The sequence below is a fragment of the Pseudomonas sp. AFG_SD02_1510_Pfu_092 genome (assembly GCF_003331055.1).
Classification (GTDB): domain Bacteria; phylum Pseudomonadota; class Gammaproteobacteria; order Pseudomonadales; family Pseudomonadaceae; genus Aquipseudomonas.
The window spans coordinates 20,096-33,964 of the sequence record NZ_PUQD01000025.1; the positions used below are offsets into that span (position 1 = coordinate 20,096).

Annotated in this window: 13 protein-coding genes; 4 read left to right on the forward strand and 9 right to left on the reverse strand. The window is 63.3% G+C overall.

Going from position 1 to position 13,869, the window contains the following annotated elements; genetic code table 11:
- Positions 1-11 precede the first annotated feature (11 nt).
- The 3 genes from C6A77_RS12905 to C6A77_RS12915 form a co-directional block, all read right to left on the reverse strand.
- On the reverse strand, positions 12-320 hold the full coding sequence (locus tag C6A77_RS12905; protein ID WP_114169817.1) for a hypothetical protein: 309 nt from the start codon (positions 318-320) through the stop codon (positions 12-14).
- A 223-nt stretch (positions 321-543) separates the two neighbouring features.
- Entirely contained in the window at positions 544-981 is a 438-nt protein-coding gene (locus C6A77_RS12910) for a DoxX family protein (protein WP_114169818.1), read from the reverse strand.
- A gap of 112 nt (positions 982-1,093) precedes the next feature.
- Positions 1,094-2,500 (reverse strand): transglycosylase SLT domain-containing protein, encoded by a 1,407-nt coding sequence (locus C6A77_RS12915; RefSeq protein WP_114169819.1) that lies wholly within the window; start codon positions 2,498-2,500, stop codon positions 1,094-1,096.
- Positions 2,501-2,658: 158 nt separating this feature from the next.
- On the opposite strand from C6A77_RS12915, the gene C6A77_RS12920 reads away from it, so the two are divergent.
- The 3 genes from C6A77_RS12920 to C6A77_RS12930 all read left to right on the forward strand — a co-directional run bounded on the left by C6A77_RS12920 (position 2,659) and on the right by C6A77_RS12930 (position 5,507).
- A complete protein-coding gene (locus C6A77_RS12920; protein ID WP_114169820.1) occupies positions 2,659-3,456 on the forward strand; it encodes a TatD family hydrolase in 798 nt (265 codons plus the stop codon).
- A 128-nt stretch (positions 3,457-3,584) separates the two neighbouring features.
- Positions 3,585-5,063, forward strand: coding sequence for a methyl-accepting chemotaxis protein (locus tag C6A77_RS12925; protein WP_114169821.1), 1,479 nt, complete (start codon positions 3,585-3,587; stop codon positions 5,061-5,063).
- Positions 5,064-5,138: 75 nt separating this feature from the next.
- Positions 5,139-5,507 (forward strand): Mpo1-like protein, encoded by a 369-nt coding sequence (locus C6A77_RS12930; protein ID WP_114169822.1) that lies wholly within the window; start codon positions 5,139-5,141, stop codon positions 5,505-5,507.
- 17 nt (positions 5,508-5,524) lie between these two features.
- Here C6A77_RS12930 and C6A77_RS12935 read toward each other — a convergent pair whose 3' ends face one another.
- The 3 genes from C6A77_RS12935 to C6A77_RS12945 form a co-directional block, all read right to left on the reverse strand.
- Positions 5,525-6,322 carry a thioesterase family protein gene (locus C6A77_RS12935; RefSeq protein WP_114169823.1) on the reverse strand — a complete coding sequence of 266 codons (798 nt, stop codon included), beginning with the start codon at positions 6,320-6,322 and terminating at the stop codon, positions 5,525-5,527.
- Between the two features lie 77 nt (positions 6,323-6,399).
- Positions 6,400-7,179, reverse strand: coding sequence for a CHAD domain-containing protein (locus C6A77_RS12940; RefSeq protein ID WP_114169824.1), 780 nt, complete (start codon positions 7,177-7,179; stop codon positions 6,400-6,402).
- A 17-nt stretch (positions 7,180-7,196) separates the two neighbouring features.
- Positions 7,197-7,475, reverse strand: a complete 279-nt coding sequence (locus tag C6A77_RS12945) for a hypothetical protein (protein ID WP_114169825.1) — start codon at positions 7,473-7,475, stop codon at positions 7,197-7,199.
- A 179-nt stretch (positions 7,476-7,654) separates the two neighbouring features.
- Here C6A77_RS12945 and C6A77_RS12950 point away from each other — a divergent pair, with 179 nt between their 5' ends.
- Positions 7,655-8,695, forward strand: coding sequence for a patatin-like phospholipase family protein (locus C6A77_RS12950; RefSeq protein WP_114169826.1), 1,041 nt, complete (start codon positions 7,655-7,657; stop codon positions 8,693-8,695).
- Positions 8,696-8,870: 175 nt separating this feature from the next.
- On the opposite strand, the gene C6A77_RS12955 is transcribed toward C6A77_RS12950, so the two are convergent.
- From C6A77_RS12955 to lon, 3 genes are all read right to left on the reverse strand, one after another.
- On the reverse strand, positions 8,871-10,742 hold the full coding sequence (locus tag C6A77_RS12955; RefSeq protein WP_114169827.1) for a SurA N-terminal domain-containing protein: 1,872 nt from the start codon (positions 10,740-10,742) through the stop codon (positions 8,871-8,873).
- Positions 10,743-10,923: 181 nt separating this feature from the next.
- Positions 10,924-11,196 carry a nucleoid-associated protein HU-beta gene (gene hupB, locus C6A77_RS12960; RefSeq protein WP_003250246.1) on the reverse strand — a complete coding sequence of 91 codons (273 nt, stop codon included), beginning with the start codon at positions 11,194-11,196 and terminating at the stop codon, positions 10,924-10,926.
- Between the two features lie 151 nt (positions 11,197-11,347).
- Positions 11,348-13,744, reverse strand: a complete 2,397-nt coding sequence (gene lon, locus C6A77_RS12965) for an endopeptidase La (RefSeq protein ID WP_114169828.1) — start codon at positions 13,742-13,744, stop codon at positions 11,348-11,350.
- Positions 13,745-13,869 lie beyond the last annotated feature (125 nt).

Here is a 13,869-nt window from a genome sequence, read left to right on the forward strand (position 1 = left end):
CAGCGCGCTCCTCAGCGGCGGGTGATCAGGCCTTGACGCGCAATGCGGGTAAGGTGGCCGATGACTTCGGCGGCCTCGTCCGGCACCGGCGCCTGGATCACCGCCAGGTCGAAACGGTCATTGCCATACTGCGCGAGGTGGCAGCCGGTATCGGCGAACTGGATCAGAAAGGCACGCGCCTGCCCCTTGCGCCGGGACAGCCCTTCGAGGTGACGTAAAAGCGTGGGTTGATGCTGGCCGCCGAGCAGGATGCGCGGTGTGCGGGACGCCTGGCTGGCAGGCAAGGGGGTCAGACAGACACTGGTACGTGGGCAACTCATGGAGCTTCTCTCCGCCTCGCGAATCCCGCTGGGCAGCGGTGGGAGGCGTCACCGAACCAGCGCTTTAGCGGTATTTCGGATGACCCGTAACGAGGGCTTCCTGCGCCCCGCAAGTAGCTGTTTAAATCGGCGCAGACGGTATGCTAGAGCTACAAGCGGCAAGATACAAGCCTCAAGCCGAAAGTGATCGGCCTGAGGCTTGTATCTTGCTGCTCAGGGTGTATCAGCGGGCAATCAGGCGGTCCAGCGAGAAGCGCCCGGCGCCTTCGATCAGCACCGCCACGGTACCTGCCAGCAAGGCCAGGCCGAACTCGTAGCCGTTGTTGGCCATGAACAGGCCGTTGCCGATGTGCACCGAGACGATCGCCACCACCAGGGTCACGCTCAACGCCAAGGCCGCAGGACGGACCAGCAGACCGAGCACCAGGGCCAGGCCGCCAAAGAATTCGGCACTGCCGGACAACAGGGCCATCAGATAGCCCGGGGCCAGGCCGATGCTTTCCATCCACTGGCCGGTGCCTTCCAGACCATAACCGCCGAACAGGCCGAACAGTTTTTGCGCGCCATGCGCCATGAAGATGATGCCCACCAGGATGCGGATGACACTGAGGCCGGTGCCGGCGCGGGTGGAGAACACGGCGTTGAGGGTTGGGTTGTTCATGTGGAAAGCTCCTTGAAGCGGGGAAGTTGTGTTGGGATGGGCGCCATCATAATCAATACAATAGATATGAAAACCGCAAAAATCCCGCATAAAAATCGATAAAATCGATTAATTAACGCTTCACCACACGCTCCAGCGCGGCACGCTCCCGATTGAACGCTACAAAGTACTTGTTGACGCTGTTGACGAAGTTGACGGGGCCCATCCCCACCTGCTCCATGGCGATGCGTTCGGTCTGGAAGAACCATTGGTCGCCATTGAACCCGCGCCGCCGCGCTTCGGCGCGCATCGCCTGGACCCGCTCGGGGCCGAGGTTGTACGCCGCCAGTACGAAGGCCATGCGCTCACGTTCGTTGATCCTGGCACTGGCAAAGAACTTGCGCCGGATCAGCGCCAGATAACGGGCGCTGGCCTGAACGTTGCCGTCCACCGTGGCGGTATTGCTCACCCCCACCCGCTGCGCCGCCGAAGGCGTGATCTGCATCAGGCCATGGGCCCCGCCGGTGCCGCGTGCGTTGGGGTTGAGCGTCGACTCCTTGAAGGCCAGCGCGGCCAGGTTGAGCCAGTCGATCTGCTGCGCCTCGGCATGTTTCTGCAGCACTGCACGCACTGCAGTCAGGCGCTGGCGGTCCTTGCTTGCCAACGGATCATGTACGCGGTACTGGCGGCGGTAGATGCGCTCGAAGGCAGCGTCCTGGTTGTCCGGCGCGCGGTAACCCTGCAAGAAACGATCGACGGTGGCCAGCAACTGCGGCGCATCCTGCCCCACGTACCAGCGCATGGCTTGCGGTGGCCCCAGTTGCACGCGGCTGTCCAGGCGCAGGCGCGGCATCACCCGGGCCCAGCGCCGGGCGATCGGCTGCTCGACCACGGTCAGGTGATAGATGCCGGCCTGGACCATTTCCAGCACATCCTCCACCGCGAGGGTCGCATCGACCCACTCCACCTTGATGGGCGCGCGCTTGCGCAGTGCCAGCTGCTGGTTGACCTGCTGGATCAACGGGCCGGCGGCACTGGCGCTGGTCAGGGCCACGGTTCGCCCGGACAGCTGCTCGACATGACGGAAACTGCGTTCGCCCTTGCGCCCCACCAGCACCAGCGGCACCTGCTCGAGCACCGGCGCGCTGCTGCTGACCTCGCGCACCACGCCGGGGTCGAGCAGCTCGCCCGGCGCGGCCAGGTCGCCCTCGCCGCGGGCCAGGGCGCCCAGCAACTGCTCCTTGGCCCGCGGGATCAACTTGAGCCGGATCTGCTGGCCGTCGCCGGCGCGGGCGTTGAGGTAATGCTCAAGGGCACGCAGGCGATAGTATTCGATGCCGACCGGCTCGCCCTTGACCTCACCGGAGCTGTTGCGGCTCTGGTTGACCAGCACCCGCAGCACCTGGCTGCTGCGAATCTGCTGCAGGTCCCGCACCTTGGCGGGCGGAATGTTCTGCTGCGGCCCCGGCAGCCGCGCATGCGCGGGCCCTGCGGCAACCAGCCCGAGCGTCAGCAGGAAAATCAACCAGCATCGCAGCATGCGCAAACGTGTCCGTGGTCGGTGGGCGGCAGCCATGGGGTGGCACCGCCAAGTGAGAAATGACGGCAAAAGACCATGGCAACAGTATGAAGTTCTTGGTTTTTCCGCAAAAACACGGTTTTTGCTATGCTGGCCGCCCCGCGGCACGAGGTAGCACCATGCAACTGATCGATATCGGCGTCAACCTGACCAACAGCAGTTTCCACGACCAGCAGGCGGCCGTCGTCGAGCGCGCCCTCGAAGCTGGGGTCACGCAGATGGTGCTGACCGGCACCAGCCTTGCGGTCAGCGAACAGGCACTGGAGCTGTGCCAGCAGCTGGATGCAGGTGGCGCGCACCTGTTCGCCACGGCCGGCGTGCACCCGCATGATGCCAAGGCCTGGGATGCCGGCAGCGAGCGCCAGTTGCGCCAGTTGCTGAGCCAGCCACGGGTACGCGCCGTGGGGGAATGCGGGCTGGACTTCAACCGCGACTTCTCCCCTCGCCCGCTTCAGGAAAAAGCCCTGGAGGCACAGCTGGCACTGGCTGCCGAGCTGCGCCTGCCGGTGTTCCTGCACGAACGCGATGCCAGCGAGCGCCTGCTGGCGATCCTCAAGGATTACCGCGACCACCTGACCGGCGCGGTGGTGCACTGCTTTACCGGCGAGCGCGACGCGCTGTTCGCCTATTTGGACATGGACCTGCACATCGGCATTACCGGGTGGATCTGTGACGAACGCCGCGGAACCCACCTGCACCCGCTGGTGGCCAACATTGCCGAAGGGCGGCTGATGCTGGAAAGCGATGCGCCCTACCTGCTGCCGCGCAGCCTGCGGCCGAAACCGAAAAACGGGCGCAACGAACCGGCATTCCTGCCCGAGGTGTTGCGCGAGGTCGCCGTGCACCGGGGGGAGACGGCCGAGCATACGGCGGCGCATACCACCGCGACTGCGCGAGCGTTCTTTCAGCTTCCCTGAAGCAGCGGCAGGGCTACCCTGGCCGGCGGAATTTTCTTGATACACATCAACAAAGCCCCTGGCTTGGGCGGGCACAATGATGGCACCTTGCCAATATTGTTTCCGCTCAACTCAGAGAAGACCTGCCCATGGGTGCCTGGCTTAGCAATGTTTCCCTGAAGTACAAATTCTGGGCCGTCAACGCGGTGGCCTTTGTCACGACCTTGCTGCTGGTGCTGTATGCCGTGCACCTGGAGCAACGCGCCCGCGCCGAAGCGGCGCAGGCCCAGGCGGTCGCCCAGGCTCAGTTGCTGGCCGCCTGGCCGGCCGGGCAGCCACTGCCGCGCACGGCCAATGTCATCAGTTGGTCGGCCGGGCAGCTGCCTACCTTCGCCGGTGAACCCCTCGAAGCCCTGCGCAACGCCCAGGGCTGGGTCGAGCTGCCGGCCGCGCGAATCCTCGGCAATAACCCGTTACATGGCGCGCACGTGCTGCGCAACGGCGACCAGCAGCTAGCCGTGCTGGCCCAGGTGCCAAGCCTGCGCCAGGTGTTCTTCGAGCGTTTCAGCAACTATGCGGTGTGCGTACTGATCCTGATGCTGGCCATGCTCGGCGCCTCGCAACTGCTGATCCGCTTCCTGCTCAGCCAGCTCAACACGCTCAAGGATGTGATGCTGCACGTGGAAAAAACCGGCGACCTGTCGGCCCGCGTGCCGCTGGCCTGTGGCGACGAAGTCGGGCAGATGGCCGGGGCCTTCAACGCCATGCAGGCAACCTACCACCGCGTGGTCAGCACCGTCGCAAACACCGCCGCACAACTGGACTCGGGTGCCGTGCGCCTGGCGGCGAGCATGAGCGATGTGCGTCACGGCATGCTCGGCCAGCAGAGCGAGACCGACCAGGCCGCTACCGCGATCAACGAAATGACGGCGACGGTGCACCACATTGCCCAACATGCCGGCGCCACCCGGGACCTGTCGCAAACGGCCGACACCCTGGCCGGTAGCGGGCAGGCGGTAGTCAGCCGGGTGCAGGATTCGATTTCCGGGCTGTCCAGCGGCGTGCAGCAAACCGCCGAAATGATCCGCCAGCTGGCGCAAGACAGCCAGAAAATCAACGGCGTGGTCAGTGTGATCCACAGCATCGCCGAGCAGACCAACCTGCTGGCGCTGAACGCCGCCATCGAAGCAGCACGCGCCGGCGACCTGGGCCGCGGCTTTGCCGTGGTGGCCGATGAAGTGCGCAACCTGGCCAAGCGCGTGCAAACCTCCACCGACGAGATCACCACCATGGTCTCGGCCCTGCAATCGGGCACCCGCGATGCGGTCGAGTTCATGCAGGAAAGCTCGTACAAGGCGGACGACTGTGTCAGGCAGGCGCAGGAGGCCGGTGCAGCACTGGCCGAGATCACCGGCGCCGTGGCGCAGATGCGCGAAAGCAACACCCAGATTGCCGTGGCGGCGGAGCAGCAGAGCCAGGTGGCCGAGGAAATGAACCGTGCGGTGGTGAGCATCCGTGATGTCACCGAACAGACCGTGCAGCAGACCGTCGGCTCGGCGAGCACCAGCAGCGAACTGGCCACCCTGGCCGGCGAACTGAACAAGGCCATTGGCCAGCTCAAGCTATAGTCACCATAGCCAGCCTCGATTGGCCTCCCGCCGGGGGCCGCACTAAGCTTTGGGCATGACCGAGAGGAAATGCCCATGAGCAAACGACTGCCCAATCTGCCCAGCTGGCAATGGCGCGGCTACCACCACAATCACCGCCACCCGACCAATCTGGTGCTGCACCTGATCGCCGTGCCGCTGTTCATCCTGGGCGCGTTGTTGATGCTGTCCGGGCTGTTCAGTCTGGACCTGGGGCAGATTGCCGTTGGCATCATCGCCTTGATCGCCGGCCTGGGTTTGCAGCGCCAAGGCCATCGCCTGGAAGCCGAGCAGCCCGAGCCGTTCGCCAACCGCAAGGACGCCGTGCAGCGCCTGCTGACCGAGCAGTTCATCACCTTTCCGCGCTTCGTGCTGAGCGGGGCCTGGTGGAAGGCCTGGCGGGAGCGGCACAAGCATCGGCGCTGATGCTCTGCTGCAGCCGGTCAGGCAAACACGGTAACCGTCTGCCGGCTCAAGGCCAGCAGCTGCCCCTGTGCCGTCCACAGGGCAGCGGCGGCATGGCCGTAACCATCACGCGCATATTCGGTTTCCACGCAGTAACGGCACCAGTCCAGGGTCGACAACTGCGCCGTGGGTTGCACGAATTCGATGGTCCAGGTCAGCGTACTGCCCGCAGCGGGCTGCTTGAGCAGTGGCAACAGGCTCGGCGGCCAGGCATCGACCAGCGCCAGCAGGTGCGCCTCGGTGACCGGTTCTTCTTCCATTCCACGCAAACGTACCCAACCGCCCATCCGCCGCGACGGGTTACCACTGAAGGGCAGCCCGCCTATCGCCCAGCGCAAGGCCACATGCTGCATGAACTCGGGGGTGACGCCTTTGATATTGGGCAGTTCGGGGGCGGCTTCTTCGAGCGCTGTCATGTCCATGGCCGGCAACGCAGGCACATCGACCACTGACGGCCGCCCGGCACCGAAATTGCCCTGCACCAGGGTCACCACCTGGCCGTCCTGAACGGCACGGCCGAGCAACGTGCTGACGGCCTTGCCTTCACGCAACACCTCCACCTCGAAGCGGATGGGTACATCCGCTGCGGCCGGTGCAACGAAGCTGATGGCCAGCGAGCGCACCGGGCGGTCATCGGAGAGTTTCTGGCGCATGGTTTCATACACCAAGGCGGCCATCAGCCCGCCAAAGGCGGCGCGGCCCTGGGCCCAGCTGGGCGGAATGCTGACAGCATCTGGGTTGGCCCGCACGGCGTCGAGCAGTTGCTTGAAATTCATTTGACCGGCTCCTGCCTGCAGCGAAAAGGTCTGCCCATCCTAGCCAGCAAACCCTCGCCGATCAGCCCGCATATCGGTCATTTTTCGGGCTTTCGCCGCGACAGTGCCTGTTGCAGCGCATCCAGGGTCACATCCGAATGGCGCTCGGCGGCGTGCAACTCCCGCTCCCACTCGGCCTGGCACGGTGCCAGGTCGGCATGCTCGCGCGCTTGCAGCAGCCATTGCAGGCGATCATGCCAGTCACCCAGGTCGCCCTGGGCCCGCTTCAGCAGGCGCTGCAACTTCTTCCCGGCATGCTCGAGCTGCGGATAGGCCTCGTCACCGTAACGCGCACGCTTGATCAACAAACGCAGCCGGTGGCGGTCGTGAGCCGGGTCGCGCAGCGCGTCGTGCAACTTGCGCCACTGTTTGACCAGGCGCTTGTCGATACGCTTTTTCAGGCCCTTGTCGAGGCCTTCACGGCCGGCCGCCCGCAGAAACAACGGGAACGCATCGACAATCGCCAGTACCCGCATCAACTGCGGGCTGGCGGCAACACTGGCGAAGGTCTTGCCTCGCCCTTGCAGGCGCTGCTGCCCCGGTTCGGCAAAGCCACGCCTGATCAGTTCGCCAGCCAGCACCTCGCGGTCACGCAGCGGCGTGGTCAGGCCACCCAGCGCCTTGGCGGCTTCCTCCAGTTGCTCCACCCCCGGCAACCCACGCAGCGGGCGCAGCAGGCTGCGCAGGCGCCGCAGGGTGGTGCGCAGGTCGTGCAATGCCTCGCTGTCGGTGTCGGCAGCCAGGCGTTCGCGGCAGGCCAGCAGGCGCACCTGCAAGGCCACTATCTGGGCAACCACATGATCGAGCATGGCAGACATCGAGAGACGCTCCCTGGTCAGCGCCCGGCGCGCGATTCACGAATGTAGAAGCGCGCCTTTTCGGCTTTGTTGGTGCAGCTTTCATACCCTTCGAACTGCTGCTGGGTCTTGGCCCCGGTCAACAGCGACAAGGCTTTGGAATAACTCACCGCGCCGGCAAAGCCTTCGGCCTTGGCCAGGTCCAGCTCCTTCCAGGCGGCATCCAGTTGGCTCGCACAACTTTCACGGTAGGCCGTCTTGCCCGCACAGCCAGCAAGGGCCAAGGCGATCAGTGGAAGGCAGATCCAGGCTTTCATTGGTAATACCTCAATGGAAAAAAACGGTGGCTGTTCGACGCCCTGACAGCTGAAAAGTGCCCTGCCCAGGCGGCTTTGCCGGGTCAGTTTTATTACAGTAGCTCAGCGCGAAGGACATTGAAGCACAGGCAACGATGGGTGCATTGTAGGACCATGGTTGCACTGGCCGGGGAATATTCATGAGTAAACGCGTGGCACTGGTACTGGGATCGGGTGGCGCCCGGGGGTATGCACACATCGGCGTGATCGAGGAAATCGAACGCCGCGGCTACGACATCGCCTGCATCGCCGGCTGTTCGATGGGTGCGGTCATTGGTGGCATCTACGCCGCTGGCAAGCTGGAAGAGTACCGCAACTGGATCGAAAGCCTCGACTACCTGGATGTGCTGCGCCTGGTCGATGTCAGCTTTCGCCTCGGCGCGATTCGCGGCGACAAGGTGTTCGGGCAAATCCGCAAGATCGTCGGTGAGATCAACATCGAACAATTGCGCATCCCTTACACGGCGGTGGCCGCCGACCTCACCAACCAGCAGGAAATCTGGTTCCAGGAGGGCTGCCTGCACCAGGCCATGCGTGCCTCGGCAGCCATCCCCAGCTTGTTCACACCGGTGGTGCAAGGCAATCGCATGCTGGTCGACGGTGGCATTCTCAACCCGCTGCCAATCGTGCCGGTGGTTTCCAGCCACTGCGACCTGATCATCGCGGTCAACCTCAACGCCACCAACCAGAAGCAATACCAGTTGCCGGTGATCGAACGCCCGGCAGCGTTCAAGATGCGTTTCGATGCCTTGTTGAGTTCGCTGGGGTCGCGCTTGCCGTTCAGGCGCAAGCCGGCCGAGGAACTGATCCGTATCGAGCAGGAAATCGTCGCCGAAGGGCTGGCGTCGCCGAACCCGTGGCTGGCGGATGCTGCCAACCCGGAAGGCCAGCAACCGGCGGCGGCGCCGGAAAGCGAGGGCGCGCCAAAGTCGGCGACCGGCTCGTTCATCATCGACAACGTGGGGCCGGCTTCGCTACTGGACTTGATCAACCAGAGTTTCGAGGTCATGCAGACCTCGCTGGCGCAGTACAAGATTGCTGGCTACCCACCGGATGTGCTGATCAACGTGCCCAAGCGGGTGTGTCGCTTTTTCGAGTTTTACAAAGCGCCGGAGCTGATTGCCCTGGGGCGGGAAATTGCGCGGGATACGCTGGATAGCTATGAAGGGGTGAAGCGGTAGGCCTGTATTGCCTGTACTGGCCTCATCGCCGGCAAGCCAGCTCCCACAGCTCCCCACAATGCTTGAGCCCTGTGGGAAACCTGTGGGAGCTGGCTTGCCGGCGATGAGGCCAGGACAAGCGACATAAAACGAAACAGGCCGCACAAGGCGGCCTGTTTGTCATGCAACAATCACCTTAGTAACGGGTGATGTCCGCATTGGCTTCCAGTTGCTTGCGGTAGGCCGCGAAGTCCTGCTGGCCAGCACGCGAGGCGAGGTAGCGGCGGATCTGCTGCTTCTCTTCGTCGGTGGCGGTAGCGCCTTCGTTGACACCCTTGAGCTGCAGGACCACCAGGCTGCCGTCACGCAGCACCACGCTGCCATACACCGGCTTGTCCTTGGCCTGAGGCTTGCCCAGGCGGAACAGCGCCTGCAGCTCGGCCGGGTCGATGCCGTCCTCGCCACGGGTGACCGCCTCGTAGGCCTTCCAGGCCTGCCCCTCGTGCACGCCACCTGCTGCGATCGAACCATCACGCAGGCCGGCAATCAGCTTGTCCGCCTTGACCTTGAGCTCGGCAGTCGCCTTCTCCTTGGCCAGGTGTTCGCGGATGTTGCTGGCCACCGCTTCCAGCGGCAGTTGCTCCGGCTTGCGGTGCTCCTTGACGCGCAGCACCACGGTGGTTTCCGGGTCGAGTTCGATGGCGGTGCTGTTGGCACCCTCCTCCAGCACTTCTTCGGAGAACGCAGCCTGCACCACCGCACGGTTGGCAGTGATGCCTTCGCCACCTTCACGGCCGAACGCTGCAGAAGTGTGCACTTTCAGGTTCAGGTCCTGGGCCGGCTGGGCCAGGTCGGAAGCCTCGTAGGCGGCATCCTGCAGCTGCTTGCTGGCGTCGACGTAACGCTGCTCGACCAGCGGCACCTTCAGGTCACGGGTCAGCTTGTCCTTCAGACTGGCGAAGCTTGGCACTTCCGGCGCCTGAACCCCCAGCAGCTTGATCAGGTGGTAGCCGAACTCGGTGCGCACCGGCGCCGAGACCTGGCCATCCTGCAGCTTGTACAGCGCCTCCTCGAACGACGGGTCGTAGACGCCCGGGCCGGCGAAGCCAAGGTCACCACCGCTGTTGGCCGAACCAGGGTCCTGGGAGTACGACTTGGCCAGCGCGGCAAAGTCTTCACCCTTGGCCAGGCGCTGCGCGACCTCTTCGGCACGGGCCTTGGCCTGGGCGTCGGTGACCTTGTCGTTGACCTCGATGAGGATGTGCGCGGCATGGCGCTGCTCGGCGAGGTTGGCGATTTCCTTCTCGTACTGGGCCTTGAGCTCTTCGTCGGTCACCTTGGCCTGGTCGAAGAACGCCGACTTCTTCAGCTCGACGTAGTCGATCACCACCTGGTCAGGCGACATGAACTCCTTGGCGTGCTGGTCGTAGTGCGCCTTGACCTCGTCGTCGCTGACCTTGACCGCGGCCGGGTCGGCCTTGAAGGTCAGGGAGGCGAAGTCGCGGGTCTGCTTTTCGAGGCGTGCGAAGGCATCGACCTGCTGGTCGGTGACAAAGCTGCTGCCGGCCAGGCCAGTGCGCAGCTGGCCGATGAGCATTTCCTCGGCGAGCATCTCGCGGAACTGCATGCGGCCGTAGCCCATCTGGCGGATGACCTGGTCGAAACGGTCGGCACTGAACTTGCCGTCCACCTGGAATTCCGGCGTCTGCAGGATCACCTGATCCAGCGCGGCCTCGGAGAAGGCGAACTTGGCGTCTTCTGCACCTTGCAGCAGCAGCTTGCGGCTGATCAGGCCCTTGAGGGCCTCTTCACGCAGCAATTTGTCATCCAGCAGCGCAGGGTCGAAATCCTTGCCCAGCTGTTGCATCAGCTGACGGCGCTGCATGTCGGCCGCCTGGCTCAGCTCGTTCTGGCTGATGGTCTGGCCGTTCACCTTGGCGGCGTCCTGGCTATGGGTGGCGGCCTGGAAAATGGCTTCGAAGCCGGTCAACGCCATCAATACGACGATAAGGCCGATGATGGTCTTGGCAATCCAACCTTGTGAATTGTCCCTGATATTTTGCAGCATGCGTCCCCCAGAAACGGCTGTACCACTGCGTCGACAACCGCGGAGCGTGGGTAGAAACCTGATAAAAGAAAGGCGCATCCGAGGATGCGCCTTTGCTTAGCAAACGTGTCAGGCGGGAACGTTTGCGCCCCGCCGTCACCGTACTCGGACCTGGCCAGGCCGGGTCCGGCTGAAAGACGACTTAGTTGACGGCGTCTTTCAGGCCTTTGCCGGCCTTGAAACCTGGAACCTTGGCGGCTTCGATCTTGATCGCCTTGCCGGTTTGCGGGTTACGGCCGGTGCGCTCGGCGCGCTCCTTGACCGAGAAGGTACCGAAGCCAACCAGTACCACATCGTCACCTTGCTTCAGGGCGCCGGTGACGGATTCGATGACTGCGTCCAGCGCACGGCCGGCTACAGCTTTCGGGATGTCAGCAGATGCGGCGATAGCGTCAATCAGTTCCGACTTGTTCACTCTAAGTCCCCTTATTCTCTATTGAGTTTGTTTCTAAGTATGTAATGAAAAGCTTATGAAACGTGCGCTGGGTGGCCTGATGACAATAGCGTGCCGCTTTATAGCAAGGCCCCGAAAAAACTGTCAAGGAAAGCCCCCCAGCAAAAAACTACTAGTGCGTGCTGATTCTTTCCTTAGCATCGCCGTCGCGCTTCTCATCTTTCGCGACAATCTCCGGAGCCACATCTGGCAAGGGCTCCGGGGCGTATTGCAGCGCAATTTGCAGGACTTCGTCAATCCATTTGACCGGTTTGATCTGCAGATCCTGTTTGATATTTTCCGGAATCTCCTTCAGATCGCGAACATTCTCCTCGGGAATGATCACCGTCTTGATGCCGCCACGGTGTGCTGCCAGCAGTTTTTCTTTCAGCCCGCCAATGGCCAGCACCTGGCCGCGCAGGGTGATTTCGCCGGTCATGGCCACATCCGCACGTACCGGAATCTGCGTCAGCGCCGACACCAGGGCAGTGCACATGCCGATACCGGCGCTTGGGCCGTCCTTCGGCGTGGCGCCTTCGGGCATGTGAATATGCACATCATGCTTCTCGTGGAAGTCGGCAGCGATACCTAGGCTGCGGGCGCGGCTGCGCACCACGGTCTGCGCGGCGGTAATCGATTCGACCATGACGTCGCCCAGCGAGCCGGTCTTGATCAGCTGGCCCTTGCCAGGGATGACCACGGCTTCGATGGTCAGCAACTCGCCCCCCACCTGCGTCCAGGCCAGGCCGGTGACCTGGCCGATCTGGTCCTGCTGCTCGGCCAGGCCGTAGCGGAACTTGCGCACGCCCAGCAGGTGCTCCAGCTGCTCGCTGGCCACCTTGACCTTGACCTGCTTCTGCCCGGTATGTTCCTTCACCACCTTGCGGCAGACCTTGGCGATCTGCCGCTCCAGGCCACGCACGCCGGCTTCGCGGGTGTAGTAGCGGATGATGTCGCGGATCGCCGAAACATCGACCTCCAGCTCTTCCTTCTTCAGGCCGTTGGCCTTGACCTGCTTGGGCACCAGGTACTTGACCGCGATGTTGATCTTCTCGTCTTCGGTGTAACCCGGCAGGCGGATGACTTCCATCCGGTCGAGCAGCGCCGGCGGGATGTTCATCGAGTTCGAGGTGCACAGGAACATCACGTCCGAGAGATCGTAATCGACCTCCAGGTAGTGGTCGTTGAAGTTGTGGTTCTGCTCCGGATCGAGCACTTCGAGCAGCGCCGAGGCCGGGTCGCCACGCATGTCGCTGCCCATCTTGTCGATTTCGTCCAGCAGGAACAGCGGGTTGCGCACCCCTACCTTGGTCATCTTCTGGATCAGGCGGCCAGGCATCGAACCGATGTAGGTCCGGCGGTGGCCACGAATCTCGGCCTCGTCACGCACACCGCCCAGGGCCATGCGCACGAACTTGCGGTTGGTGGCCGCGGCGATCGACTCGGCCAGCGAGGTCTTGCCGACGCCAGGCGGGCCGACCAGGCACAGCACCGGGCCGCGGATTTTCTTGACGCGCTTTTGCACGGCAAGGTATTCGAGGATGCGTTCCTTGACCTCTTCCAGGCCATAGTGGTCGGCATCGAGGATTTCCTCGGCCTTGGCCAGGTCCAGACGCACCTTGCTCTGGGCCTTCCACGGCACCTGCACCAGCCAGTCGAGGTAGGAGCGGACCACGGTGGCCTCGGCCGACATCGGCGACATCTGCTTGAGCTTGTTCAGCTCGGCCTGGGCCTTGGTCAGGGCATCCTTGGGCAGGCCAGCGGCTTCGATGCGCTTTTTCAGCTCTTCGACTTCGTTATGGCCTTCGTCGCCGTCACCGAGTTCTTTCTGAATGGCCTTCATCTGCTCATTCAGGTAGTACTCACGCTGACTGCGCTCCATCTGCTTCTTGACCCGGCCGCGGATACGCTTTTCGACCTGCAGCAGGTCGATTTCCGCGTCCAGCAGCGCCAATACGTGTTCGACACGGGTGGCCAGGTCGACGATTTCGAGGATTTCCTGCTTCTGCTCGATCTTCAGCGCCATGTGCGCGGCCATGGTGTCGACCAGGCGCCCCGGCTCTTCGATGCTGTTCAGCGAAGACAGGACTTCGGCGGGGACTTTCTTGCCCAGCTGCACGTATTGCTCGAACTGCGACAGCAGCGTGCGCACGAACACTTCCGACTCGCGCTCGGCGGCGTCGACTTCGTCGATCAGGGAAACTTCGGCACGAATGTGCCCTTCCACTTCGCTGAAACGCTCGACGGCGCCGCGCTGCTCGCCCTCGACCAGCACCTTGACGGTGCCATCGGGCAGCTTCAGCAATTGCAATACGGTGGCAACGGTACCGACGCGGTACAGGGCGTCTTCGCCCGGGTCATCGTCGGCTGGGTTTTTCTGGGCCAGCAGGAGGATCTGCTTTTCGCCCGTCATCGCCGCCTCGAGGGCTTCGATGGACTTTTCGCGCCCCACGAACAGCGGGATGACCATGTGCGGGTAAACAACGACATCGCGCAATGGCAAAAGAGGCAAGTCGAGGGTGGTCTTCATGATTTCGCCTCTACAGCGGCCTTATGGCCGGAAACCGGTGGAAATGATGCTTGGACCTAATGTGGGGGCATGCCTGGGAAATTACAAGCGCTAGCGCAGGAAAAGCAGAAAGGGGCCCGTAGGCC